Raw genomic sequence first — 24,173 nt, forward strand, 5'->3', positions numbered from 1 at the left:
CGAGGCTCGTCGACCTCGACGCGCTCCTTCGTCGCTTGCTCGGCCCGGCGGCTATCGCTCCTCGCACCTCAGGGAGCGGAAGGGAGGCTCGTCGCTCACCGGGTCTCGGTGAGACTCATGTACGGCGAGACGCTGCTGGTGTGTTCGTCGATGCGCAGTGAGGCGCCGAGAGCGGGGAAAGCGCGCTGCGCGCAGTTGGTCCGCTCGCACACCCGGCACCCGGCACCGATCGGCGTGACGTGCGCCTGCGGTCCGATCTCCAGACCGTCGGAGTAGATGACCCGCGCGGCATGGCGCAGTTCGCATCCCATGCCGATCGCGAAGGTCTTCCCGGGTTGCCCATATCGAGTCGCGCGGCGTTCGACCGTCCGCGCGACCCAGAAGTAGTTGCGGCCGTCGGGCATCTCGGCGATCTGCGTGATGATCTTGCCGGGGTAGGCGAACGTCTCGTAGACGTTCCACAGCGGACAGGTTCCGCCGCTCGAGGAGAAGTGGAACCCGGTGGCAGACTGTCGCTTCGACATGTTGCCCGCGCGGTCGACGCGCACGAACGACCAGGGGATGCCCCTCAGGTTGGGTCGTTGCAGCGTCGAGAGACGGTGGCAGATCGTCTCGTAGGACACGGCGTAGAAGGCGGACAGGCGTTCGATGTCGTACCGGAAATCCTCCGCCGCACCGTGAAACTGGCTGTAGGGCAGGACGACCGCGGCGGCGAAGTAGTTCGCGAGGCCGAGGAGTCCGAGCGCCCGCGCGTCCTCGCTGCTGAAGTTGGCCTCGTCCACCAACTTGTCGAGGAGGTCCTGATACTCGAGGTAGCAGAGTTCGCTGGCGAGCTTGAACGTCCGCTGCCCGGCCGAGAGCGACGCGGAGAATTCGAGGCGTCGCGCCTCGCGATCGAACCGGTGCAGTGTGTAGTCCCCGAGGTCCACCCGGCGCACGATGCTGATGCCGTGGACGCTCTCGATGCGGTTCATGATCTCGCGGCGGATGTCGGCGGAGTGCATCCGCATCCGCGTGGTCATCTCCTCGGCGGCGATGTCGAGTTCGTGAATGTAGTTGCGGCGCTGGTAGAAGTAGTCGCGCACCTCCTCGTGCGGCGCGCTGATGGTGCCGCGCATGCTGCGGTCGCCGCGCTCGTCGGTGGCCGCCGCGAGCTGATCGGTGGCGATCCGGTAGCGGCGGTGCAGGTTCACCATCGCCTGTGCCATCTCGGGATGCGACGTGACCATCGCGCTGATCCCCTGGGCGTCGAGCGCGCCGGGGGAGGCCTCGAGGTCGTCGTCGAGCAGGGCCTCGCGCAACTCGGCGACCAACCGCACGTCGTCCTGCGAGTCGAAGAACCCGGCGTCGACGCCGAAGGCCTCGGTGATCTTGGCGAGCACCGACGCGGTGAGCGGCCGGGCGTCGTGTTCGATCTGATTGAGATATGACGCCGAGATCGACAACGTCTGCGCGAGGGCGACCTGCGACAGGCCGCGCTCGGAACGCAACTGGCGCAACCGCGACCCCACATAGGTCCTGCTCATCGTCCACCTCCAGGACAGGTGCCGCCGCCTCGAGCGTCGTCCCCAGGGTACGGTGACCGCGTGCTCTCCCTCCCCGGCCGACGCCGCTCGCCGGCAGCGACGGCCGCGACGGCCGCGTCCGTCGTGGCAGCGGCGCTCCTCGTCGCGGGGTGTGCGGGCGACCCGGCGGCAGTACCGGCTCCGCGCGGGCCTGCCGACCTCGTGCTGACCGCGTCGCAGTTGCCGCCCGGGTACACCTCCGCGCCACTGGCGGTCGCGGATCTCGTCACGGGGAACCAGGCCGCCATCGACGCCTCCCGCTCGGCGCGCGTCACCCCCGAGTACTGCGACCCCACGTCCGACGCGGCGCTCAACAAGCAGCTGACCTCGGACAACTCCGCTGTCCTTGCCGCCCGTGACGGTGCCACGGGCGCGCTGGTCGAGCTGGTCACCACCGCACCTCGCGACATCGACGCCGACCGTCTGACCACAACCGGCCGTTGCGCGCGCACCACGACGGACATCACCACGGGACACCTGGCGGGGAGCCGGGTGGTCACCGAGTTCACCGAACTTCCCCCGCCGGACGTCGACGGCGGCCTGCTGCCCGGTGAGCAGATGTTGCTCACGCGGTCCGACGTCACGACGACACTCACCGACGGCGGCGTCCGCCGGCAGATCGGGTTCGCCGGGTACGCCGTACTCGACCGTCCGGCATCGGGGCCGGTGACGGTGCAGCTGACGGTGTCGGGCGCGCCCACCCGCGCGACGAACCCGCCGACCGCCCCCGTGGAGCCGATCGATCCGGCCGCGTTCTCGGCCCTCTTCGACACCGCCGTCGAGCAAGTCACCACACCCTGAGCCACGCCGGCCGTCGCCGACGCGGCGCCCGAGAGTGTGAAGGGTGTCACTCCCGGGTACACGACCGTGCCGGCTCGGGTGCGTGTCGACCGCGATCCATCGGCCAGACGCTTACCTACCCTCGGGTAGGAAAATCCCAGTACGGACGTACTTTTTGGCGGGGGCGGCGCGGGTTTCACAGATCAATATTTGCAAACTTTGCACCGCGATGCCGAAAAATAACCCATATTTGCATTCGTCAAGGGTTGGACCTGCGGGTTTGTCTTGTGGCACCCTTGCTGCAGGCACCACCGACACCGAGTCGGAAGGTTCGCAAGTTTCGGCCGAGACTGACGCCGACCGCGAGTCCACACCTTCGGGCAGGAAGTCGGCTGTCTGTCAGCAGAGAGGTTCCGGCGGCGCGCCGGGCCGTCGTCCCGATCCGGCCCCCGGTCGGGACGAGCAGGACAACGAAAGCGAAGTAGCCAATGAGCAACGTCGGAAAGCCCCGTACCGCCGCGGAGATCCAGCAGGACTGGGACACCAACCCGCGCTGGAAGGGCATCAAGCGTGACTACACCGCCGAGCAGGTCGCCGAGCTCCAGGGCTCGGTCGTCGAGGAGCACACCCTCGCCCGTCGTGGCGCGGAGATCCTGTGGGACGGCGTGACCCAGGGTGACGGCAGCTACATCAACGCACTGGGCGCCCTCACCGGCAACCAGGCCGTGCAGCAGGTCCGCGCCGGCCTGAAGGCCGTGTACCTCTCGGGCTGGCAGGTCGCAGGCGACGCCAACCTCTCCGGTCACACCTACCCCGACCAGTCGCTCTACCCGGCCAACTCGGTGCCGAGCGTCGTGCGTCGTATCAACAACGCGCTGCTGCGCGCCGACGAGATCGCCCGCGTCGAGGGTGACAACTCGGTCGACAACTGGGTCGTCCCGATCGTCGCCGACGGCGAGGCCGGCTTCGGTGGCGCGCTCAACGTCTACGAGCTGCAGAAGGCCATGATCGCCGCGGGTGCCGCCGGCACCCACTGGGAGGATCAGCTCGCCTCGGAGAAGAAGTGCGGCCACCTCGGTGGCAAGGTGCTCATCCCGACCCAGCAGCACATCCGCACGCTGAACTCGGCTCGTCTCGCCGCCGATGTCGCCGGTGTTCCCACCGTCGTCATCGCCCGCACCGACGCCGAGGCCGCCACGCTGATCACCTCCGACGTCGACGACCGCGACAAGCAGTTCGTCACCGGTGAGCGCACCGCCGAGGGCTACTACCACGTGAAGAACGGCATCGAGCCGTGCATCGAGCGTGCGAAGTCCTACGCTCCCTACGCCGACATGATCTGGATGGAGACCGGTACCCCCGATCTCGAGCTGGCTCGCAAGTTCGCCGAGGCCGTCAAGAGCGAGTACCCCGACCAGCTGCTGTCCTACAACTGCAGCCCGTCGTTCAACTGGAGCAAGCACCTCGACGACAGCACCATCGCCAAGTTCCAGAACGAGCTGGGCGCCATGGGCTTCACCTTCCAGTTCATCACCCTGGCCGGGTTCCACTCGCTGAACTACGGCATGTTCGACCTGGCCTACGGCTACGCGCGCGAGCAGATGTCGGCGTTCGTCGACCTGCAGAACCGCGAGTTCAAGGCTGCCGAGGAGCGCGGCTTCACCGCCGTCAAGCACCAGCGTGAGGTCGGCGCCGGGTACTTCGACAACATCGCCACCACCGTCGATCCGAACAGCTCGACCACCGCGCTGAAGGGCTCGACCGAGGAAGGACAGTTCCACTAGGAACTCTCCCGCCACCGGCGGAACATTTGGCGTACCAGTCAGGCGGTCCGCGGCTTTCGCTGCGGGCCGCCTGTTGGTGTATCCCGGGGATGGTTCGTGCCCCGAGGAGCTACCCGTGTTCTCGCGAAATCAGTTGTTGCGTAGATGTTTTCCTCCGGAGGAGCCGACATGACAGGCCAGAAGATCTCCCGCGTCGGTGTGGTGGGTGCCGGGCAGATGGGCGCCGGAATCGCCGAGGTGTGCGCGCGGGCCCAGTCCGACGTGCTCGTCTACGAATTCACCCGCGAACTCGCAGCCGCCGGTCGCGATCGGGTTCTCCGATCGCTGGATCGTGGCGTGTCCAGCGGCAAACTGACCGAGCGGGAGCGCGAACAGGCGTCCCTGCGACTCCGGTTCACCTCGGATCTGGGCGACTTCGCCGACCGGCAACTCGTGTGCGAGGCCGTCGTCGAGGACGAATCCGTCAAGACCGAGATCTACACCCAGCTCGACAAGGTGGTCGCCGACCCGGCGGCCGTCCTCGCGTCGAACACCTCGTCCATCCCGATCATGAAGCTGGGCATGGCGACTCAGAACGCCGCCCGCGTGATCGGCATGCACTTCTTCAACCCCGTCCCGGTTCTCCCGCTGGTCGAGGTCGTGACCACCCTGGTGACCGCACCGGAGATCGTCGAACGCGCCGAGACCTTCGCTCATGACGTGCTGGGCAAGCAGGTGGTCCGTTCGGCCGACCGATCCGGGTTCGTCGTGAACGCACTGCTGGTGCCGTATCTGCTTTCGTCCATCCGGATGGTGGAGACCGGTTTCGCGACGGTCGACGACATCGACAAGGCCATGGTCCTGGGCTGCGCGCATCCGATGGGCCCGCTCAAGCTGGCCGATCTCGTCGGGCTCGACACGGTCAAGGCGATCGCCGACAGGATGTACGAGGAGTTCAAAGAGCCCCTCTATTCGCCGCCTCCACTGCTGTTGCGCATGGTCGAGGCCGGGAGACTGGGCAAGAAATCGGGCCACGGTTTCCACCGTTACGGGTGATCAGACCGCTGTGTGCGGGCACTTCGGGTGACCTCCGTCACGTGCGTTAGCAAGATGCTTGCATTTGCTAGCACAGCGTGGATACTGGATAGCGGAAACACCAATACCGATGGCGCCGCGGTTCCCCTTTTCTCGCGCGGTGTGAGTCGAATCGATCGGCTTGCGACACCGTACGTTTCGAGGCGACAGGCGACGGAATTCTCCGACATGCGCCCGGCGAAGATGCCGAGATGAGCGAGACCGCATGTGCTGCAGCGCAATTGGTGACCCGACCCTAAGGAGTCCATTGTGACCACCACCGAACGCAACTACGCTCCCCTCTACGCCGCAGTCGGCGCAGGCGACTACGCCTTCGCGCAGGTCACCGAGAAGCTGACCGAACTGCGGGAGCGCACCGAGGCCGCCGCCGAGACCGCCCAGTCCCGCTTCGACGAGGCCAAGACCCGCATCTCGGATCTGCCGGAGACCGCCCAGACGCGTTTCGACGAGGCCAAGACCCGTATCGGCTCGCTGTCCGAAGAGGTTCCCAGCGACCTCGACGAGCTGCGCGGCAAGCTGACCGCCGACGAGCTCAAGCGTCTCGCCGACCCGTACGTCGAGAAGGCCTACGGCTTCTACACCTCGCTCGCCGAGCGTGGCGAGGCCACCCTGGAGCGCCTGCGCACCAAGCCGCTCGTCCAGGAGAACCTCTCGCGCGCTGAGAAGGTGTACAACGACGCCGTCGATCTCACCGAGGACGCCCTCGGGGTCGTCTCGACCCAGACCCGCCTCGTCGGTGACCGCGCGGCGAAGCTCGCCGGACGCGTCAGCGAAGAGGTCGAGGACGTCGCCGTCGCGATCGAAGAGGCCGGCAGCAACGTCAAGGACCAGGCTGCCGACGCGGCCAAGGAAATCGACGGCGCCGCAGGCACTGTCGAGGCCAAGGGACGCGCCGCCAAGTCCTCGCCGGCCAACAAGGTCGCCGAGGCCAAGGACACCCCGGTGCCGGCCGTGAAGAAGACCGCTGCCAAGAAGGCGCCGGCCAAGAAGGCCCCGGTCAAGAAGCCGACCACCGCGAAGTAGGTTCACCCACAATCGCATCCGACAACGCCCCCGCTCCGGCGGGGGCGTTGTCGTGTGTGGGGTGCTCTTTGTATCGGACGAGGTCCCTGTCCCGCGGTGGTGTTTCCGTCCCGCTGATCGGATCTCATTAGCGGGAGGGAAATGGGACCGCTGGACTCAGCTCATCAATTCGAACTTCTCCAGCCATGGCCGAAGCAGGCCGATGAAGGACCCGTCCTCGAGCATCGACCAGGTCCAGCGCACGACGACGGGGCCCAGCGCGCGGATCTCGTCCTCGCGCAGCTTCTCCTGCAGCACCACGTCGGTCACGGTCTTGCCCGCTTTGCGCAGGCGGCCGTACTTCACCATGCCGTCGAACTCCCCGACGAGCTTCGCCTGCCAGTCGAAGTCGACACGGTAGACGCCGCTCCGCCCGCAGAACTCGTGTTGCAGCCCCGGAGCAGGCAGGCCGGCCTCGATCATCTGCGCACGACTCCACGATTCGCCGACGCTCTCGGCCGCCCCATCTGCCAGTGCCAGCGCACGCCGAGCCACTCTGCCGCCCTGCCTACGACGAGAGGTGAGGATGCGCCACATGAGCTCACGATCGGCCCCTGCACGAAGTGCCTGGTCGAAGGCGGTGAGCGCTTGTGCGAAGTCGCCCCCGGCTGCCACATCTACGGCGGTTCGCTCGATTCTGGTGACTAGTATTCCGTCGACGACGGCGAGCTCGTCCTCTGTCAGGGCGGCGGCGTGAACGTGACGATGCGTCGCGATGAATCCGCCGGCCCTCTTGCCGTTGGTGACGTGAACGCGTTCGGTGTCGGGCTTCAGCAGTGGAATGCCGAGCACCGCGGCGGCCGAGACGTGACTCAGCGGCAGCTGCGGTGCGCTCGCGGGATGTGACGTGGCGATCGCAACAGACTTGAGGCGTTGCAACTCCTGATCGCCTTCGTGCCCGGCGAAGTCGTCGGATGCCGGGACGAAGACGCCGGGGATGAGGCGGATCAGGTCGCCGGCGGACACCGCTGCAGCAAGCAGATTGTCGGAGAAAGCCGCATCGAGTGCGGCGCCGCGACGGATCAGACCGTAGCGGTCCAGTGGGTAGCTGGTCATCTCTATTCGACGCAGCGGAGGGGGCTTCGGCTCCATCGGGTTTTCCCCAACCTTCCCGCGGTCCCGCTTCCGTCCCGCTGATCGGATCTCATCAGCGGGACGGAAGCAGCACCGCGGGAGCGGGATTCGACGGCGCGGGTCAGGGTGTCAGGGTGACCGGATGGTCAGGACCGCGAGCGCGCCGTCGTCGCTGCGGTAGGTGTGGGTGGCGTCGGAGAGCCACTGGAGGGATTCGCCCGGTCCGGCCGTGTGTTCCTCGCCGGCGCGCCCGGCACGAAGGTGGCCGCTGACCACATGCACGTGCTCGACGACGCCGGGGCCGTGTGCGGGCGACTGCCTGGTTCCGCCCGGGGTCACGCGGAGCCAGAACACCTCGGTGACCGATCCGTCGTCATGGTGCTCGACATGGAGCATCCGCGCCGCGAGGTGCGGACTCGCGCCCTCCACGCCCGTGTCCTCGCCGAGCAGGGCGGTCAGCGGGACGCCGAGCGGACCGGCCACCGCGTAGAGAGTGTCCAGAGTCGGATTTCGCTGTCCTGCTTCGAGTTCGGACAGCGAGCCCTTGCCGATACCGGCTTCGCGGGCCAGTGCGGACAGGGACAGGCCGCGGCGGTTGCGCAGGGTGGTGATCCGGGTGCCGACCGAGCGTCGTCGGTCCTCGCCGTCCGACATCGTCGCAGTCCCTGTCCTCTCGGGTCGTCGGAGTGTTCTGTTTACGGAACGATACCGCTATGCTCGCGACATGACCAGTGCCGTGCCGTCTACTCGCAGCGAGCCGATCATCGCCGGAGTCGTCACCTCGCTGGTGGGGTTCACCTCCTCCTTCGTCGTGGTGGTCACCGGGTTGCGATCGGTGGGTGCCAGTCCGGCACAGGCCGCGTCGGGTCTGCTCGTCCTGACAGTTTTGTTCGGCCTCGGGTCGATCCTGCTCTCGCTGCGCACGCGCCGGCCGGTGACGCTGGCGTGGTCCACCCCGGGAGCGGCACTTCTCGTGTCGGCGGGTGCGTCCTACGACGCCGGGTGGCCGGCAGCGGTCGGGGCGTTCCTGGTCGTCGGGCTGCTGATCCTGGCGACCGGCCTGGTGCCGGCCCTCGGCGAACTGATCGGCCGGATCCCCACGCCGATCGCCCAGGCGATGCTCGCCGGGGTGCTGCTCACCCTCTGCCTCGCGCCGATGACCTCACTGTCGGCGCAACCGTGGTCGACCATTCCGATCCTCGTCGTCTGGTTGCTGGCGATGCGGTGGCTTCCGCGATGGGCACTGCCGCTGGCACTGGTCACCGCGCTGATCGTGATCGGCGTGAACCTCGTCCTCGACGGTTACGGCGGCTGGGCCGGGGAGTCGTGGTGGCCGCAGCTGACCTGGACCACACCCGCTTTCGACGCCACCGCGATCGTCGGGCTCGCGGTCCCGCTCTACATCGTGACCATGGCCTCACAGAACGTTCCGGGTGTGGCCGTCCTCAAGTCCTTCGGATACGAGACGCCGTGGCGCCCGGCGATGTTCGTGACCGGGGCGGGAACCGTGCTCGGCGCGCCGTTCGGTGGGCACGCGATCAATCTCGCCGCTCTGTCCGCGGCGCTGGCTGCCGGACCCGAGGCGGGCGCCGACAAGACGCGGCGGTGGATCGCCGGCGTGGCCACGGGTTCGACGAGCCTCGTACTCGCGGTGCTGTCGGGTGCGCTGGTGGTCATCACGGCGATCGCGCCGGATGGACTGCTCGAAGCGGTTGCGGGACTTGCGCTGTTGACCACGTTCGTGGCGTCGGTCCTGGGGGCGTTCGAGAAGGCGGAGTTCCGCATGCCGGCGGCGCTGACCTTCGTGACCGCTGCCGCGGGCGTCACTTTCGCCGGGATCGGCGGAGCCTTCTGGGCACTCGTCGTCGGACTGGTGGCGCACGGGGTGCTCGGGCGGCGCGTTGGGCCCCGTCGCTGAAGGGTGTCGAGACCCTTCGAGGCTCGTCGCTGATATGTAGTGCTGCTTTGTCAAGTTCCATGGCGAGTTGGCCTCCTTGCTAGGGGGCTGTAGTGGGGGTTGGCCACCCGCCGCGGTGTGTGGTGGTCGTTACTCCGCCGCGGTGTGTGGTGGTCGTTACTCGCGACGGTGTTGTCGGACTGATATACGCGGGTTGGTTACCGCTCAACGGTGTTCGACAGGAGATGAAAACGCTGACCGACGGGTCTATGTAAGCGTGCGTACCGTGCACCCAGAGGTGCTGGCGCACATAGCGACGCCGTGGATTCGTTCCCTGTTCACCACAGCGCAGTCGCGGCGGGTGGCCAAGATTGTGTGTCAGTGCTGGTTAGTCGTCGAGCACCGCCAGCGACCAGCACCAGCCGGCGAGCTCACGAGCGATCGCGGTGTTGGCCACGCAGGGATGTTTGCTGCGGCGGTCGAATTGTTGCCAACGCTTGTGTAGCCGTCGGTTGCCGGCATGGCCACGGGCGCGGGCCGAGGGTGAGGCGGCCTCCCACCGACGGCGCATGGTCTGTCCGGGCGTGCCGTAGGGCCGCCGGTGTTGCCAGGCCGCCTCGACCAGCAACCGCCGCACGTGGGCGTTCCCGGCCTTGGTGATCGATCCCTGACTGCGGGTACCGCCGGTCGAGTATTCCGAGGGCACCAACCCGGCGTAGGGGCCGATCGTGGCGCCACTGAACCTCGACCAGTCGCCGATCTCGACGGCCAGAGCGAACGCGGTCAGCGTCGACACACCCCGCAGACATGACAATCGGGTGACCACAGCCCGCCACGGATCGGTGGCCGCGGTCTGTTCGATCAGCTCATCGAGGCGGTCTCGGCGTGCGGTCACGCTCAACACCGCGTCCAGGTCGTTGTCGAAGGCGGCTTGCAACAGCGGCAGCTCGAAACGTTGACGCTGCAGCCACTGTTGATGAACACCGGTCCAGGGTTTCCCGCCGGAGTAGACGATCCCCTGGCGCAGAAGCAGTTTGGACAATCGATGCCGCGCCCGCATCAGGTCGCTGCGAGCGTCCTCGCGGGCGCGGACCAGATCACGGGCCGCTTCGGTACCCTCCTCGGGCACACCGACCGCGACTACCTCGCCCAGGCGCAGCAACTTCGCCAGGTGCGCAGCGTCTCGGGCATCGGTCTTGACGCGGTCCCCGGCTGGCCGTTGCAGCTTCGAGGGCGCGGCAACCACACACTCCATCCCGGCCGCAGTGATCGCCCGAGCCAATCCGAAACCCGTCGGACCGGCCTCGTAGGCAACCCGCACAGGCGGAGCCAAGCTGTGAAGCCAGCTCACGATGGTCGCCGCATCGGGAACCAACGTCTCCCGAATCACGTTGCCGCTGTCCTCATCGATGGCGTGAGCGACCACCGAACGTGCGTGAACATCCAATCCGACACTTGTACCCTGAACAATCACCGGAGGCCTCCTGATCTGCAATGTGGTGCTACCGCCGAGTGTGAACTCAGCAGCAGCAACCCACGATGTGTTTGCAGCTTGAGGCCTTCGGCCCCAAGGCCCTCATACCGTCTATCGCTCCTCGCACCTCAGGGAGCAGAGATTCAGTCGGCGGCAGCGAGTCGCTTCTTCTCGGCCTCGACGTCGAAATCGGCCGGTGGCCAATCGAGATCGAGACGTGTGAGCGCATCGATGAGCAGTTCGCACACCGCGAGACGCGCGAACCATTTGCGGTTCGACGGGATGACGAACCACGGTGCGGAGTCGCGGTCGGTGAGGTCGAAAACCGCCTGATACGCATCGAGGTAGGCATCCCAGTGACCGCGTTCGTCGACGTCGCCGGGGTTGTACTTCCAGTATTTGTCGGGTCGGTCGAGGCGTTGGGCGAGACGGCGCTTCTGCTCGTCCTTGGACACCACGAGACAGCACTTGAGAACGGTGGTCCCGCCGGCGACGAGCTCGGACTCGAACTGGTTGATCAGGTCGTAGCGCTTCTCCCACTCCGACTGCGGAACCAGGTTGTGCACGCGGACCGGGAGGACGTCCTCGTAGTGGGACCGGTCGAAGATCCCGATCCGGCCCGCGGGCGGGAGGGCGCGATGGATACGCCACAAGAAGTCGTGCTGGAGTTCCTCTTTCGTTGGCTTGCCGAACCCCCTGATCGACAGGCCCTGCGGGTCCATCATGCCGCCGACGTGACGCACGATGCCGCCCTTGCCGGCCGTGTCCATCCCCTGCAGCACGAGCAGCACCGAGCGATGATCGCCGGCGCGTCCGTTGGCGTACAGCAACTCCTGCAGATCGGCGAGTACCTCTCCGCGCTGCGCGAGGAGCTCTGTGCCGGCCGCCTTGTCGCCGTCGAAGCCGGGCGTCGTCTCGGGGTCGAAGGACGCTATCGGGCCGATCGTCCTGGCGCGCAGGGCCTCGACGGCGGGCGTGGACCAACCGGTGCTCATGACGGCGTCCTCTCGGATTCGGGTTCGGATTCGGGCTCGGACACGGCTTCGACCGGCGGCGGGAACAGCGGTCCACCGCCGAAGGCGGCGCGATGGGAATCCGGCGGCGTGCCGTCGTTGTTCACGATCCCGTATGCCGCACCGAGTTCGGCGGTGACGAGGCTGTGTCCGCTGAGCTCGGGGAGTTCGGGATCGGCGGCGAGCCGGGCGACGACCCGGCCGACGAACTCGGGATCCTCGGCGCGCGCGAGCGAGAAGCCGGCGAACTCGTCGAGGCCGAGCGACAGCAGAAGGTCGGTGCGGATCAGGCCGAGCCACAACGAGATCGCGCTGACGCCGGTTCCCCGTAGTTCGACCGCCATGTCGGCGGCCATCTTGTCCAGACCGGTCTTGCTCATCCCGTACAGGACCGAATGCAGATGACCGCGCGAGCCGAACGACGAGATGTTCACGATGAGCCCGCCGCCGGCCTCGGTCATGATCCTCCCCGCATGCACCGAGGCGACGTAGTGTGCTCGCAGTCCGACGCCGATCAGGGTGTCCCAGTCGTCGACCGGTCTCTTCCAGAACGGTTCGGAGAATCCCCCGAAGCCATTCGGTGCCGCCCACGCGTTGTTGACGAGGAGATCGAGTCGGCCTGCGTCGGTGGTGATCTCGTCGAACACGGCGGCGACCGCGGCGTCGTCGGTGTGATCGCAGGGCAGCGCGCGGGCTCCGTCGGGCCCGGTTCCCTTCCGCGAGGTGACGTACGTCGTCCACCCCTCGTCGACGAGTGCGCGAGCGATTCCGTAGCCGACGCCGCGACTGCCGCCGGTCACGAGAGCGACGCGTGTCATCAGACGGTCGGGGTCCCGGCGGCGGGATCGATGGGCGGGGGATCGAACAGTGCGGGCGGCGCCGCGAGGAACTTCTCCCGCGATCCGTTGACCTGCCACACACCAACGACTGCGCTCCAGACCATCATGGTCAGATAATCCACCACTTCGTCGGCACTGAGGGTCCGATTGGTCATCCACCAGTCGACGACGTGCTGGATGCCGCCGACGAGGGCATGGGACCACAGCTCGGCGCCGGTGGTGTCGGCCCCGCGTTCGGCCATTCGCATCTGGATGCTGCCCATGACCAACTGGGTGACCAGGCGCACCGAGTCGGCGGGCGCGGGCGACGACGTGGGCGAACTGGCCAGCGCGAATCGGTAGAGGTTGGGTTCGTCGTCGACGGCGTGCACGTACACCCCGATGATGGTGTGGGTGAGCGTGTACTCGTCGAGATCGTCGGCGATCGCCTCGGTCAGCCGTGGGTAGATGGTGGTCTCGAAGAAGCGCACCGTCGTCGCGACGCCGAGGTCGCTCTTGTCCGCGAAGTAGCGGTACAGCACGGTCTTGGAGACGCCGATGTGCGCGGCGATCTCGTCCATGCCGACGTCGGCGCCCAGCTCACGCACCGCGGCGATGACGCCGTCGGTGAGTTCGGTGCGTCGCGCGAGCTTGTGTTTCTCCCAGCGCTGTTTGCGGCCGTCCGGTTTGGCGCCGGTCTCGGCGACCGACTCGGTGACAGTGGTCAGGACCTGTTCCAGCCCGCGCGTCACGTTGGCCGCGGCCGCCACTGCTGCGCGCGCGGCTGCGGCGGGATTCGGGCGGTTGGCCATCACGCAGCCAGCGTAGTCGCTCGATGGGTGACACTGGTTCCATGGCATCGACAGTCATCCCGGGAGTAGCCGGTCAGCACGAGGGTCCGCCGGCCAAGGCGTCCTCTCCCGGATTCGGCGAGAACAGCGCCGGGGACGAGAGCAGGCGCAAGGACCTACGCAAGATGAAAGCGGTGGCCACGGGCTTCCTGGTCTTCGCGGCGATCGTGTATCTGTTCACCCGATACCTCGAGCATCGCGACGGCGCCGACGTCGCGGCATGGGTCGGATACGTTCGCGCGGCCTCGGAAGCCGGGATGGTGGGTGCGCTGGCCGACTGGTTCGCGGTGACCGCGCTGTTCCGCCACCCGCTGGGCATCCCGATCCCGCACACCGCGCTGATCCGCAAGAAGAAGGACGACATCGGCGATCAGCTGGGCGGCTTCATCGAAGAGAACTTCATGACGCCCGACGTCGTGGTCTACCGCGCCGAACAACTCGACCTGCCGCGCCGACTGTCGACGTGGGTGGCGGACCCGCGCAACGCTCCGCGGGTGAGCGGCGAAGCCGCGCGCGCGATCAAGCTCGCCGCCGAGATGCTGCGCGACGAGGACGTCGAACAGCTCATCCAGGCCGCGCTGAAGTGGGCGGCCGAACCGCAGTGGGCGCCGCCCACCGGACGCATCCTCGAACAGCTCATCGCCGAGGACCGTCTGGAGCCGGTGTTCCAGCTTCTGTGTGACCGTGCCCACGAGTGGGCGGTCGGCAGTCAGGACCTCGTCGACCGGGTGGTGGACCGGGACGGGCCGCAGTGGACGCCGAAGTTCGTCAACAACCTGGTGGGCGACCGGATCTATCGCGAACTCGTCGATTTCACCTACAAGGTCCGGGTGGACCCCGATCACGAATTGCGGCGCGCCATGCACGAATTCGTGGAGAAGTTCGCCGACGACCTGCAGAACGATCCCGACATGATCGCCAAGTTCGAGGCTCTCAAGCTCGAACTGGTGGGACGCGACGAGGTGACCGGCGCGGCGTCGACGGCGTGGCAGACCGGCAAGGCCGTGATCGAGGAGATGCTGTCGGACCCGAACAGCACCCTGCGGAACACGTTGTCGGACTCGATCATCCAACTCGCGGAGCGAATCCGCGACGACCGTCCGCTGCAGGAGAAGATGAACGGCTGGGTCGCGAGGGTCGCACATCACGTCGCCGCGAACTACTCGCAGGAGATCATCTCGGTCATCACCGAGACCGTGCGTGGCTGGGATGCCGACGACACCAGTCGCAAGATCGAGCTCCAGGTCGGCCGGGACCTGCAGTTCATCCGCATCAACGGCACCGTCGTCGGTGCACTGGCCGGGCTCGTCATCTACTCCACATCGGTGCTGATCTTCTCGTGACGTCTGGCTCGGCGGAACCGCCCCCGGTGGCGGTGCCGGACAGTTTGCTGTGTGCTTGCACGGGTTAGCAGTCGTGTTGATACTGGGGAACGGGCCGAAAGTCGGACACTTCGCCGAACGCCCCGACCGACGACACCGGAGCAGGTCCAGGAGAACGGAGCGTTGATGCAGCCCGAGAAGGACGAAGCGTCTCTCGACGCGGACGACGCCTCGGTCGCAGACGCGGGCACGAGCTCCGGCGGCGCGGTCGAATCACCCACCACCGCAGACGGTCCCGGGTCGGGAGCCGAGGAGGACGACACCGATGGGACGACCCCCATCGCGGTCGAGGCGGTGGAGGCCGTGGCCAACGCGGCCCAGGACATCGGTGCCTTCATCCGGTCCCAGCGGGTCGCCGGCAAGGTCTCGCTACGCCAGCTCGCCGAGCGGGCGGGAGTGAGCAATCCGTACCTCAGTCAGATCGAGCGCGGATTGCGGAAACCGTCGGCGGATGTGCTCGCTCAGATCGCCAAGGGTCTGCGGGTCTCCGCGGAGGTCCTGTATGTCCGGGCGGGGATTCTCGAAGAACGCCCCGCGAGCCCGGTCCGCGATGCTCTGATCGCAGATGACTCCATCAACGAACGCCAGAAGCAGATGTTGCTGGAGATCTATGAGTCATTCCGTAAAGAGAACACGATCGAGTCGACCGGCAAGGAGTAGTTGATGAGCGAGAACCCGTTGACCACAGCCGTGGGGCAGGTGGCTGCTCTGCTCGCAGACGTGCGCGAGCGCGGCGAGGCCGCGAGCGAGCAGGCGCAATCGAAGCTCGTCGAGACGGTCGGTTCCACTCAGGCGAAGGTCGCCGACGCTCAGTCGAGGCTTGCCGAGACCGTCGGTTCGACGCAGTCGAAGCTCGTCGAGACCGTGGGCTCCACCCAGTCGAAGCTCGAGGCGCGGCTGACCGGGTCGAAGGACGACGCGCAGGCACGGATCGACGAGGCGCTCGCGACGGCGCTTGCCCTGTTCGAGGAGGCGCGGACCAAGCTGTCGGCGTTACCGGTCGAGTTGCCGGCGGAGATCGAGGACTTGCGGGCGCGGTTCTCGCCGGAGGAACTGCGCAAGGTGGCCGAGGCGTACCTGGCGGTGGCCGCGGGACTGTTGACCGCCCTGTCGGAACGACGCGACGAGGCCGTGGAGAAGCTCAAGGCGCAACCCCTCGTCGGTGAGAATCTCCCGAAGCTCGAGAAGGTGTACAACGACGCCGTCGGTCTCACCGAAGACGCGCTGGGGACCATCTCCGGGCAGACACGGGCGGTCGGCGAACGCGCTCTGAAGCTCGCCAACCGCACCGACGGCGGCGACGCCGAGTCCCCGGCGAGCATCGCGCGGTCCGGCAAGTCGGGGCCGGGTGTACCCGACGTCCTCTCGCCGGAGGCCGCGGCGAAGGTCGAGCAGAACAAGGCGGCCGTCGACACGGCGGCGGTGGACTCGGCTCCCGAGCCGCCGGCCACGACCCAGCCGGCATCGAAGTCAGCGCCCCGGAAGACGGCACCCCAGAAGGCGGCACCCGAGAAGGCCGCACCCGAGAAGGCCGCCGCGAAGAAGGCACCCGCGAAGAAGGCTGCTGCGAAGAAGGCACCCGCGAAGAAGGCGCCTGCGAAGGCCGCCACCAAGAAGGCCGCTGCCGTCAGAGGTGCGGCCGAACGGGCCGCCACCAAGAAGACGGCGGGAGCCAAGAAGGCCGCGGGAGCCACCAAGACCCCGGCAAAGAAGGCAACGGCGGCCGAGAAAGCCCCGGCCGAGAAGGCCGCGGCCAAGAGGGCCCCGGCGAAGAAGACCCCGGCAACGAAGACCGCGGCGAAGAAGACTGCGGCAAAGAAGACTGCGACGAAGACCGCGGCGAAGAAGGCCCCGGCCAAGAAGGCCCCCGCGAAGAAGGCCTCGCCCGGCGCCGACTGACCCGCTCCGTGTGACGGTCGACGGGCCGGGTGCCGCTCCGCGTCGTAGGGTGTCGCAGCAAACCGGACTCGCGCGACTACAGTGTTCGACGTGGACTTCTTCAGCGTATTGGCATACGGCCAGAGTCTGATCATGTTGACCCTGACGCTGGTCGCGGGAATCGCCTCGACCGTCGCGCTGATCCATGCGGCCATCCAACGGCCCGACGCCTTCCCGGCGGTGGACCGGCAGACCAAGGTCATCTGGGTGTCGATCCTCGCCGCCGCGACCCTGTTCATCTGGTTCTTCGGGGCGGTGAACTTCCTGGGCATCATCGGCGTGGTCGCGATGCTCGTCTACCTCGTCGACGTGCGCAAACGAGTCGACGACGTCCAGGGCAAGTCCTGGTTCAGCAAAAGGGCCTGACTCACGTGGCGGAATATCGGATCAACGACCTGGCGGAGGCGTCCGGGGTCAGCGTTCGCAACATCCGGGTCTATCAGGACCGCGGACTGCTTCCGCCTCCCACCATCCGCGGTCGCGCCGGTTGGTACTCCGACCAGCACCTCGTCCGGCTGAACCTCATCTCGCGCATGCTCGAGCGCGGCTACACCTTCGCCACCATCAGTGAGCTCCTGCACGCGGCGCATCACGGCATGCGGGTCGAGCAGATCCTCCGCGGCACGCCGAAGGGCGGGCGGTTCCGCAACTTCAAACGCGCCGCGACGATCACCATCACCGAGCTGCGCAAGACGCTGAACGCCAGCGACCGGTCGATCGCCCTCAGCCAGAAGCTCGGGCTGCTGGCGAAGGACGGTGCGCACTACGCCATCCGCAACCCGGAGCTGCTCGAGGGTGCCGAGATCCTGGTCAAGAGCGGAGTCGACATCGACGTCCTGCTCGACCGGTGGGTACGCGTCCAGGAAGATCTGGAGGACGTCGCCACCAGCTTCGTCTCGATCATCACCGACAAGTACTTCGACGAGAACCTCCCCGACCTGGGGGAGGCCGGGGTCAGCGAGATGGCCGACCTGATCCAGACCGTCCGGCCCATCGCCCACGAGATCGTGGAGACCACCTTCCGCAAGGCGCTCGACGAGCAGATCTCCAAGGCCATCGGTGAGGCGGCGACCTACTTCGACGCCGAGGTGCCCGCGCCGATCGTGTCCGACACGAGTGAATCCGACGCGGGTGAGTTCGATACGGGTGAGTCCGACGACGAGCACTCGGAGCCGGCACAGCCGGACTATGAGACAACGGACATTGGTACATTGAATCCCGAGACGGGGCGCTGACCGAATTCGGTGCCTCGCAGAGGACCGATGAGGGTCCTTCCCAGGTGAGGAGTGCCGCGTGAACACGAAGTCATTGGCCAGTGCCGGCGGTGTCGCCACCGCGATCGGAGCGGGCGCGGTCGCGGTGGGGATCGGGACCATCTTCACGCGGCTCGCGCGAGAAGCCCTACACGCCGACGTCGCCGTCGACGACGGCCCGGACGACCTCCTGACCCGGCCCGACAACCCGCCGAAGCGCCTCGAGGTCCGGACCGCCGACGGGACGCGGCTCAATGTCGAGGTCTACGGGGACTCCGACGACCCGGCCGCGAACGACACCGGTGACGTCATCGTGATGGTCCACGGCTGGACCTGCAACACCGCCTACTGGTACCCGCAGATCAATCACCTCGCCGCGTCGGAAGGCGGCTCCCGGCGGGTCGTCACCTACGACCAGCGCGGTCACGGCCGCAGCGAGCGTGGTCGTCGCCGACCGACCGTCGCGATGCTCGGTGAGGATCTCGACGCGGTGCTCGAGGCCGCGGTGCCCGACGACCGTCGCGCGATTCTGGTGGGCCACAGCATGGGCGGGATGACCATCATGTCGTGGGCCGCCCAGAATCCCGAGAAGGTCGGATCACGGGTGTCGTCGGTGGTGCTGGTGTCGACCGCGGCCAAGGCGGTCATGGACAACCACCTGCTGATCCCGGTCGACCTGCCGGTCTACGCCAAGCCGTTCGCGCCGGCGGCCGCGAAGATGATCACCTCGGTCCCGGTGCCCATTCCGAAGACGTCATACGGCGTGCGCTTCTCGCACTACATCGCGCTGGGGCCGAACGCCCGCCGTGCGCACGTCGAGTTCGTGGACGAGATGATCGGGGCGTGCCCACCGCGCGCCCGCGCCGGCTGGGGATCGGCGATGGGAAAGCTCGACGTCACCGCCGGACTGGCAGCACTGTCGGTGCCCACCACCGTCGTTGTCGGCACGGAGGATCGCCTCACCCCACGACTGCACGCCGAGCAGATGGCAGAGGTGCTGCGGCGCAACGGATCTCTGCGCGAGCTCGTGGTGTACGAGGGTGTCGGGCACATGTCGAGCATCGAAGCCGCCGAACGGTTCAACGACCTCCTCGACGACGTCGTCGCCGAGAGCAGCCGGGACACCGAGGAGCGCAAGGACGTTCAGTCGGTCTGACGAATTGCCGGGTCAGAGACTGCAGTTGACCAGGACCGGCTCCGGTCGCAGCGTCACCCCGAACGCCTCGGCGACCCCGTCGCGCACCTCGCGCGCCAGGTCGAGGAGCTGCGTGGTGGTCGCCGCGCCCCGATTGGTCAGTGCCAGAGTGTGTTTGGTCGACAATCGGACCGCGGCGTCCGGGCCCGGGTATCCGCGGTGGAACCCGGCGCGTTCGATCAGCCACCCCGCCGACAGTTTGACCGCCGAATCGGTGTCGTCGAAACCCGCGGGATAGGTCGGGATCGCGACATCGTCGCCGACGCGCGCCGCGATCCGTTCGAGTACCGCCGGGGTGTCCTCGCCGGGCACGATCGGGTTCGTGAAAAACGAACCGGCACTCCAGGTGTCGAAGTCGGCCGGGTTTAGCACCATACCTTTGCCCGCGCGCAGTTCGAGGACGGCCGAGCGGACCGCGGCCGCATCGACGCGGTCGTCCGGTTCGACGCCCACGCGGGTGGCGAGTTCGCGGTAGCGGATCGGCTGGCTCGCGCGATTCGCGTTGAGCCAGAACGACACCGCGACCACCACGAAGTCGTGGCGGTGCTTGAGATTGCTGGTTCGATAGCCCAGGCCCAGCTCGGCGGGGGAGACCCACCGCAGGTTGCCTGAGCGTCGATCGAGGACCTGAACCGATCGGAGGATGTCGGCCACCTCGACGCCGTATGCCCCGACGTTCTGCACCGGGGTCGCCCCGGCCGCGCCGGGGATCCCGGAGAGGCACTCGAGCCCGCCGTAACCGGCGTCGACCGTCGCGGCGACCAGCTGGTCCCAGCCCACGCCGGCGTCGGCGACCACGTGCGGCCGTCCCGACTCACGGCCAGAACCGAACTCGACGCGGCCGCTGGCGAGTACGACCGCCGTCCCGTCGAACCCGGCGTCGCCGATGACGAGGTTGGAACCGCCGCCGACGACGAGGACCGGCTCGGACCGTGCATCGAGGTCGAGGATGGTCTCCACGATGGTGCGGGTGTCTTCGCAGCGGATGATCTCGCGGGCGGGCCCACCCAGACGCAGGGTGGTCAGCTCGGCGAGGGGCGCGCTCAGCGGCGCCTGCGTGTCGGTCACGTCCTCAACGTTAACCGGCGGGCGGTAGCGTTCTCATCATGGCGAGCAAGCTGCAGCACACGGTGTCCTATCCCTTCTCCACCGCGCGTCTGTGGGCGATCTACACCACCGAGAAGTACTGGCACGACCTGGTGGAGCGTATGAACTCCGGGCACGGGCATGTCGAGAAGGTGACCATCGGCGAGGACACGGTCACCGTCGAGATCCAGCAGGGCATTCCCGCCGACAAGCTGCCCTCCGCGGTCACCAAGGTCATGCCGGGCGACCTCCGAATCCCGCGCAAGAACACATACCGCCTGGTCGGCGACCGGATCGAGGGGGAGACGCATGCCACGGTCGACGGGGCGCCGGTGCCGGTCGACATCACCGGCACCACCGTGACGTCGGGTGACCCGGCGACCACCGACAACCGCGCCGAGGTGTCGGTGAATCTCCCGCTGTTCGGCGGGAAGATCGAGAAGGCGGTGGTCAGCGAGCTGTCGGCGCTGCTCGACGCCGAGCGCGGACATACCGTCGAGTGGGAGACCGAGAATCCGCTGACGTAGCCTGGTCTGCATGGCACGACGGCTCAGCTACTCCGCTCGGTACACGCAGTCCGCGGAGAAGCTCTACCAGGCCCAGAGCATCAAGCAGTACTGGGACGACATGATGGCGGGCTTCCAGATGATCTCCCCGCATTGCGAGGTCGATTCCTTCGTCTCCGACGAGACGGGTATCCGGGTGGTCCTCAAGCAGACGATCGGGCGCGACCAGCTGCCCGCGCTCGCGCAGACGGTGATGAAGAAGGACATGGTCATCACCCGCGAGGAGACCCTGGGCCCGTTCGACCCGGACAACACGAAGGGCACCTACAACGCCTCGATCCCGGCGGGACCGGGCAGCCTCAACGGTTGGCAGGAACTCTTCCCCACCGAGAACGGTGGCTGCACGATCCGCCGGACCAGTGAGGCGAAGGTCTTCGTCCCGTTCGTCAACGGCAAGCTCGAGCAGATGATCCTGATCAACCTCGTCGACCTGTTCCGCGCCGAGGCGGAGTACGCCAAGGACTGGGTCGACAAGAACTTGTGATCCGAGCCGGCCGCCCGTCCGTCAGGTCCGAGCGCATCGAGCACAGACCGCAGGGCCGGGTCACCCGGGGCACGACGAACATCAACCGGCTCCGGCGGGTGGACAGGTGGATGGTCCACTCCCCGCGGGTGCGTGCCGCCCTGGACGTGCCCCGGCCGCTGGTCGTCGACCTCGGCTACGGTGCGCGTCCGGACACGACCGTCGAGATGGCCGAACGGCTCCGCGCGGTCGCCCCGGATCTGGAGATGGTCGGTCTCGAGATCGACCCTGCCCGCGTGGTCGAGCCCCGTGCCGGCGTGCGGTTCGGTCTCGGCGGCTTCGAGCTGGGCGGCCTGCGACCCCGGGTGGTGCGCGCGTTCAACGTGCTGCGTCAGTACGACGAGGACGAGGTCGACGACGCGTGGGCCCGGATTCGCGGTGCACTCTCGCCGGGCGGAGTGATCGTCGAGGGGACGTGCGACGAGATCGGCCGACGGTGCAGCTGGGTGCTGCTAGACGTCGACGGGCCGGTGAGCCTGACCCTCAGCTGGGCGCCGGAGCATTCGGACCGTCCGTCGGAACTGGCCGAGCGACTGCCCAAGGCGCTGATCCATCGCAACGTGCCGGGCGAGCGGATCCACACGCTGCTGGCCCTGGCCGATCAGTGTTGGGACATCGCCGCGCCGCTGGCGCCGTACGGCCCGCGCGCCCGGTGGGTGCATGCACTGGGTCTGCTGCGCGACCGTGGGGTCGACTGCGAGGTGCCGCGGCGCCGCCTGTCCGACAACGTGCTCACGGTTCCCTGGGAGACGGTCGCACCGGCTGGATAGTGTGGCCGTCATGCGTGTCGCGATGGCCCAGATCAGTTCGACCGACGACCCCACCGCCAACCTCGAGACGGTGCGTGCGGCCACCGCGGACGCGGCGTCGCGCGGCGCCGAGCTCGTCGTCTTCCCGGAGGCGACGATGTGCCGGTTCGGGGTGCCGCTGAAGCCGGTCGCCGAGGATCTCGACGGTCCGTGGGCGCGCGGGGTGTCCGAAGTCGCCGCGGCGTCGGACGTCACGGTGGTGGCCGGGATGTTCACACCCGCCGGCGACGGCCGGGTCCGCAACACCGTCGTCGTCGCACACCCGGACGGGACACGCCGCGGGTACCACAAGATCCATCTCTACGACGCCTTCGGATTCACCGAGTCGAAGAACGTGGCCGCCGGAGCGGAGCCGCTGACCTTCGCGGTCGGCGACGTCACCGTCGGCGTGGCCACCTGCTACGACATCCGATTCCCCGCATTGTTCACCCACCTCGCGCGGAGGGGCGCCCAGGTGATCGTGGTACCCACGTCCTGGGGTTCCGGACCGGGCAAACTCCGTCAGTGGGAGGTGCTCGCCTCGGCCCGAGCGCTGGACTCGACGACCTTCGTCGTGGCCGTCGACCAGGCTTTTCCCACCGACGACGCGGCCGCGTCGTCGAGCGCGCCGACCGGAATCGGACACAGCCAAATCACAGACCCATTCGGTACGTTGGTCGCCGCGTATCCGGATAGCATCCGGGTGGACGTGCACGACCTCGACCTAGCACTGGTCGACCAAGCCCGTACGCAACTGGCAGTCCTCGCCAACGAGCGCACACTGCCGGTCGGCGGCGAGACGGACAACGACGTGACGCCGGCCCACACGCGGCTCCGCGAGTCAGACGACCCAGGACGGAACCCATGAGCGACAGCAACACGCCCCGCCCCGATTCCTCATCCGGGGACCCCGCCGACGCAACCGGCAAGCACGATCCGAACACGAACAACCCCGGCGATCCCGATCCCGCGACCGGTGAGCCGACCTCGACGGGCCAGGGCGGCGAATGGCGTGCGGTGTCCGGCGCCGAACAGGGCGATCCGCCCGCGACCGAGCAGTTCGCGACCGAACCGATCGTCCCGGGAGCGCAGGCCTACTCGGCCATCCCGCCGTCCGATGCCGACACCGGTGCCATCGGCGGTGCCAAGCCCCCCACCTCGCAGTTCGCGCCCGGCGAGGACCCGTACGGGCCCGGGACGACCGCCTCGGGACCGATTCCGCCGGGATCTCCCGACGGCACCGGCAGCGGACCGGTCCTCACCTCCCCGCGCAAGAAGCGGAGCACCCGCAAGATCGTCGCCTTCAGCGTCGTCGGTGTGCTGCTCCTCGCGGTCATCGCCGCGGTCGGCAGCGAGCTGTACCTGCGCAACAAGGTCACCAACTGCCTCGAGGAGTCCTTCAGCGGGCTGACCGGCGTGCCGACCGAGGTGTCGCTCAGCCGTAAGCCGATCCTCCTGCAGGGCAGCGGCGACATCCCGTTCGTACAGGTCGACACCGATGACAGCGCCGGGGGCGTCCGTCTGCACATGCGTGCCGACGGCATCTCGGGCACCGAGAACTCCACCGACATCCAGAGTCTCGACGGCACGGGTTTCATTCCCTACGAGCGGATCGTCGAACTCAGCAAGGAGCAGGCCGGGGCGTCCGGTCAGAGCACCGGCAGTCCGACCGGTGGCGTCGGCGCGGTCGAGCAGATCACCGGCAATGCGGCCGACGGCACCTTCGAGGTGCAGGCCGCCTTCCCGGTCATGGTCTTCCAGGTGCCGGTGTCGGCGACCATCAAACCGGTGCTGAACGACGGTCGGGTCGACTTCGAGGTCGTGAAGGCCAGCGCTCTGGTCTTCGGCATCCCGCCGGACTTCGCGCAGCAGATCGTCGACCAGATCACGACGTCGTCGCTCGGCCCGTTCTTCGACGAGGTGCAGGTCGACTCGCTCGAGGTGACCGACAGCGGGCTCGAGTTCGCCATCAGCGGTTCGGACGTGCAGCTGACCAGTGAGATGACCGGCACGTCGTCGCAGAGCCAGTCGGGCGGTTGCTCGGTCTGAC

The 24,173-nt window shown here is 67.7% G+C and carries 24 protein-coding genes; 16 read left to right on the forward strand and 8 right to left on the reverse strand.

Going from position 1 to position 24,173, the window contains the following annotated elements; genetic code table 11:
- Positions 1–95: 95 nt before the first annotated feature.
- A complete protein-coding gene (ramB, locus tag AC3B5T_RS10485) occupies positions 96–1,526 on the reverse strand; it encodes an acetate metabolism transcriptional regulator RamB (RefSeq protein ID WP_055475737.1) in 1,431 nt (476 codons plus the stop codon).
- A 60-nt stretch (positions 1,527–1,586) separates the two neighbouring features.
- Here ramB and AC3B5T_RS10490 point away from each other — a divergent pair, with 60 nt between their 5' ends.
- The 4 genes from AC3B5T_RS10490 to AC3B5T_RS10505 all read left to right on the forward strand — a co-directional run bounded on the left by AC3B5T_RS10490 (position 1,587) and on the right by AC3B5T_RS10505 (position 6,226).
- Positions 1,587–2,366, forward strand: coding sequence for a hypothetical protein (locus AC3B5T_RS10490; protein ID WP_055475738.1), 780 nt, complete (start codon positions 1,587–1,589; stop codon positions 2,364–2,366).
- Positions 2,367–2,833: 467 nt separating this feature from the next.
- Entirely contained in the window at positions 2,834–4,129 is a 1,296-nt protein-coding gene (gene aceA, locus AC3B5T_RS10495; RefSeq protein WP_014925333.1) for an isocitrate lyase, read from the forward strand.
- Positions 4,130–4,297: 168 nt separating this feature from the next.
- Positions 4,298–5,164: a 3-hydroxybutyryl-CoA dehydrogenase gene (locus AC3B5T_RS10500; protein ID WP_488358614.1), complete on the forward strand. Its 867-nt coding sequence runs from the start codon at positions 4,298–4,300 to the stop codon at positions 5,162–5,164.
- 288 nt (positions 5,165–5,452) lie between these two features.
- Entirely contained in the window at positions 5,453–6,226 is a 774-nt protein-coding gene (locus tag AC3B5T_RS10505) for a hypothetical protein (RefSeq protein WP_010842814.1), read from the forward strand.
- Positions 6,227–6,382: 156 nt separating this feature from the next.
- Here the strand turns inward: AC3B5T_RS10505 and AC3B5T_RS10510 are convergent, their stop codons facing one another.
- Together AC3B5T_RS10510 and AC3B5T_RS10515 are read right to left on the reverse strand one after the other, a co-directional pair.
- Positions 6,383–7,321, reverse strand: a complete 939-nt coding sequence (locus tag AC3B5T_RS10510) for a hypothetical protein (RefSeq protein WP_488358615.1) — start codon at positions 7,319–7,321, stop codon at positions 6,383–6,385.
- A gap of 147 nt (positions 7,322–7,468) precedes the next feature.
- Positions 7,469–7,993, reverse strand: coding sequence for a helix-turn-helix domain-containing protein (locus tag AC3B5T_RS10515; protein WP_488358616.1), 525 nt, complete (start codon positions 7,991–7,993; stop codon positions 7,469–7,471).
- Between the two features lie 70 nt (positions 7,994–8,063).
- Between AC3B5T_RS10515 and AC3B5T_RS10520 the strand changes: the two genes are divergently transcribed.
- Positions 8,064–9,257, forward strand: coding sequence for a benzoate/H(+) symporter BenE family transporter (locus AC3B5T_RS10520; protein WP_055475741.1), 1,194 nt, complete (start codon positions 8,064–8,066; stop codon positions 9,255–9,257).
- Positions 9,258–9,624: 367 nt separating this feature from the next.
- Here the strand turns inward: AC3B5T_RS10520 and AC3B5T_RS10525 are convergent, their stop codons facing one another.
- The 4 genes from AC3B5T_RS10525 to AC3B5T_RS10540 all read right to left on the reverse strand — a co-directional run bounded on the left by AC3B5T_RS10525 (position 9,625) and on the right by AC3B5T_RS10540 (position 13,353).
- Positions 9,625–10,710 (reverse strand): IS110 family RNA-guided transposase, encoded by a 1,086-nt coding sequence (locus AC3B5T_RS10525; RefSeq protein ID WP_014924910.1) that lies wholly within the window; start codon positions 10,708–10,710, stop codon positions 9,625–9,627.
- A 143-nt stretch (positions 10,711–10,853) separates the two neighbouring features.
- A complete protein-coding gene (locus AC3B5T_RS10530; RefSeq protein ID WP_010842810.1) occupies positions 10,854–11,705 on the reverse strand; it encodes a polyphosphate kinase 2 family protein in 852 nt (283 codons plus the stop codon).
- Complete coding sequence (locus AC3B5T_RS10535) at positions 11,702–12,541, reverse strand: SDR family NAD(P)-dependent oxidoreductase (RefSeq protein WP_488358617.1); 840 nt, start codon at positions 12,539–12,541, stop codon at positions 11,702–11,704. Before AC3B5T_RS10535 ends, AC3B5T_RS10530 begins: the two co-directional genes overlap by 4 nt.
- Positions 12,541–13,353 (reverse strand): TetR/AcrR family transcriptional regulator, encoded by an 813-nt coding sequence (locus AC3B5T_RS10540; protein ID WP_010842808.1) that lies wholly within the window; start codon positions 13,351–13,353, stop codon positions 12,541–12,543. The genes AC3B5T_RS10535 and AC3B5T_RS10540 overlap by 1 nt, the downstream gene beginning before the upstream one ends.
- Before the next feature lie 41 nt (positions 13,354–13,394).
- Between AC3B5T_RS10540 and AC3B5T_RS10545 the strand changes: the two genes are divergently transcribed.
- The 6 genes from AC3B5T_RS10545 (at position 13,395) to AC3B5T_RS10570 (ending at position 19,121) form a co-directional block, all read left to right on the forward strand.
- A complete protein-coding gene (locus AC3B5T_RS10545; RefSeq protein ID WP_014925340.1) occupies positions 13,395–14,735 on the forward strand; it encodes a DUF445 domain-containing protein in 1,341 nt (446 codons plus the stop codon).
- Between the two features lie 165 nt (positions 14,736–14,900).
- The gene (locus tag AC3B5T_RS10550) at positions 14,901–15,434 is read left to right on the forward strand and encodes a helix-turn-helix domain-containing protein (RefSeq protein ID WP_010842806.1); all 534 of its coding nucleotides are present in this window, start codon (positions 14,901–14,903) and stop codon (positions 15,432–15,434) included.
- A gap of 3 nt (positions 15,435–15,437) precedes the next feature.
- Positions 15,438–16,673 (forward strand): heparin-binding hemagglutinin, encoded by a 1,236-nt coding sequence (locus tag AC3B5T_RS10555; protein WP_488358618.1) that lies wholly within the window; start codon positions 15,438–15,440, stop codon positions 16,671–16,673.
- Positions 16,674–16,754: 81 nt separating this feature from the next.
- Entirely contained in the window at positions 16,755–17,078 is a 324-nt protein-coding gene (locus tag AC3B5T_RS10560; protein ID WP_010842804.1) for a DUF2516 family protein, read from the forward strand.
- 5 nt (positions 17,079–17,083) lie between these two features.
- Positions 17,084–17,947 carry a MerR family transcriptional regulator gene (locus AC3B5T_RS10565; protein ID WP_488358619.1) on the forward strand — a complete coding sequence of 288 codons (864 nt, stop codon included), beginning with the start codon at positions 17,084–17,086 and terminating at the stop codon, positions 17,945–17,947.
- Between the two features lie 58 nt (positions 17,948–18,005).
- Positions 18,006–19,121 carry an alpha/beta fold hydrolase gene (locus AC3B5T_RS10570; protein WP_488358620.1) on the forward strand — a complete coding sequence of 372 codons (1,116 nt, stop codon included), beginning with the start codon at positions 18,006–18,008 and terminating at the stop codon, positions 19,119–19,121.
- 12 nt (positions 19,122–19,133) lie between these two features.
- Here AC3B5T_RS10570 and AC3B5T_RS10575 read toward each other — a convergent pair whose 3' ends face one another.
- Complete coding sequence (locus AC3B5T_RS10575) at positions 19,134–20,228, reverse strand: UDP-N-acetylmuramate dehydrogenase (protein WP_488358621.1); 1,095 nt, start codon at positions 20,226–20,228, stop codon at positions 19,134–19,136.
- Positions 20,229–20,266: 38 nt separating this feature from the next.
- Here AC3B5T_RS10575 and AC3B5T_RS10580 point away from each other — a divergent pair, with 38 nt between their 5' ends.
- The 5 genes from AC3B5T_RS10580 to AC3B5T_RS10600 all read left to right on the forward strand — a co-directional run bounded on the left by AC3B5T_RS10580 (position 20,267) and on the right by AC3B5T_RS10600 (position 24,172).
- Entirely contained in the window at positions 20,267–20,773 is a 507-nt protein-coding gene (locus AC3B5T_RS10580; RefSeq protein WP_435172621.1) for a DUF2505 domain-containing protein, read from the forward strand.
- Between the two features lie 10 nt (positions 20,774–20,783).
- On the forward strand, positions 20,784–21,296 hold the full coding sequence (locus AC3B5T_RS10585) for a DUF2505 domain-containing protein (RefSeq protein ID WP_058251265.1): 513 nt from the start codon (positions 20,784–20,786) through the stop codon (positions 21,294–21,296).
- A gap of 110 nt (positions 21,297–21,406) precedes the next feature.
- The gene (locus tag AC3B5T_RS10590) at positions 21,407–22,105 is read left to right on the forward strand and encodes a class I SAM-dependent methyltransferase (RefSeq protein ID WP_488358622.1); all 699 of its coding nucleotides are present in this window, start codon (positions 21,407–21,409) and stop codon (positions 22,103–22,105) included.
- 10 nt (positions 22,106–22,115) lie between these two features.
- The gene (locus AC3B5T_RS10595) at positions 22,116–22,991 is read left to right on the forward strand and encodes a carbon-nitrogen hydrolase family protein (RefSeq protein WP_488358623.1); all 876 of its coding nucleotides are present in this window, start codon (positions 22,116–22,118) and stop codon (positions 22,989–22,991) included.
- Positions 22,988–24,172 carry a hypothetical protein gene (locus AC3B5T_RS10600; protein WP_488358624.1) on the forward strand — a complete coding sequence of 395 codons (1,185 nt, stop codon included), beginning with the start codon at positions 22,988–22,990 and terminating at the stop codon, positions 24,170–24,172. Before AC3B5T_RS10595 ends, AC3B5T_RS10600 begins: the two co-directional genes overlap by 4 nt.
- Position 24,173: the final 1 nt, after the last annotated feature.

It is taken from the genome of Gordonia sp. G4, from assembly GCF_057770005.1.

Bases quoted from the DNA above. Each gene is read 5' to 3' on its own strand.
- ramB (WP_055475737.1), bottom strand. From the start codon at position 1,526: ATGAGCAGGACCTATGTGGGGTCGCGGTTGCGCCAGTTGCGTTCCGAG.
- aceA (WP_014925333.1), top strand. From the start codon at position 2,834: ATGAGCAACGTCGGAAAGCCCCGTACCGCCGCGGAGATCCAGCAGGAC.
- AC3B5T_RS10500 (WP_488358614.1), top strand. From the start codon at position 4,298: ATGACAGGCCAGAAGATCTCCCGCGTCGGTGTGGTGGGTGCCGGGCAG.
- AC3B5T_RS10510 (WP_488358615.1), bottom strand. From the start codon at position 7,321: ATGACCAGCTACCCACTGGACCGCTACGGTCTGATCCGTCGCGGCGCC.
- AC3B5T_RS10515 (WP_488358616.1), bottom strand. From the start codon at position 7,993: ATGTCGGACGGCGAGGACCGACGACGCTCGGTCGGCACCCGGATCACC.
- AC3B5T_RS10520 (WP_055475741.1), top strand. From the start codon at position 8,064: ATGACCAGTGCCGTGCCGTCTACTCGCAGCGAGCCGATCATCGCCGGA.
- AC3B5T_RS10530 (WP_010842810.1), bottom strand. From the start codon at position 11,705: ATGAGCACCGGTTGGTCCACGCCCGCCGTCGAGGCCCTGCGCGCCAGG.
- AC3B5T_RS10535 (WP_488358617.1), bottom strand. From the start codon at position 12,541: ATGACACGCGTCGCTCTCGTGACCGGCGGCAGTCGCGGCGTCGGCTAC.
- AC3B5T_RS10540 (WP_010842808.1), bottom strand. From the start codon at position 13,353: ATGGCCAACCGCCCGAATCCCGCCGCAGCCGCGCGCGCAGCAGTGGCG.
- AC3B5T_RS10545 (WP_014925340.1), top strand. From the start codon at position 13,395: ATGGCATCGACAGTCATCCCGGGAGTAGCCGGTCAGCACGAGGGTCCG.
- AC3B5T_RS10550 (WP_010842806.1), top strand. From the start codon at position 14,901: ATGCAGCCCGAGAAGGACGAAGCGTCTCTCGACGCGGACGACGCCTCG.
- AC3B5T_RS10555 (WP_488358618.1), top strand. From the start codon at position 15,438: ATGAGCGAGAACCCGTTGACCACAGCCGTGGGGCAGGTGGCTGCTCTG.
- AC3B5T_RS10580 (WP_435172621.1), top strand. From the start codon at position 20,267: ATGGCGAGCAAGCTGCAGCACACGGTGTCCTATCCCTTCTCCACCGCG.
- AC3B5T_RS10585 (WP_058251265.1), top strand. From the start codon at position 20,784: ATGGCACGACGGCTCAGCTACTCCGCTCGGTACACGCAGTCCGCGGAG.
- AC3B5T_RS10590 (WP_488358622.1), top strand. From the start codon at position 21,407: ATGGTCCACTCCCCGCGGGTGCGTGCCGCCCTGGACGTGCCCCGGCCG.
- AC3B5T_RS10595 (WP_488358623.1), top strand. From the start codon at position 22,116: ATGCGTGTCGCGATGGCCCAGATCAGTTCGACCGACGACCCCACCGCC.
- AC3B5T_RS10600 (WP_488358624.1), top strand. From the start codon at position 22,988: ATGAGCGACAGCAACACGCCCCGCCCCGATTCCTCATCCGGGGACCCC.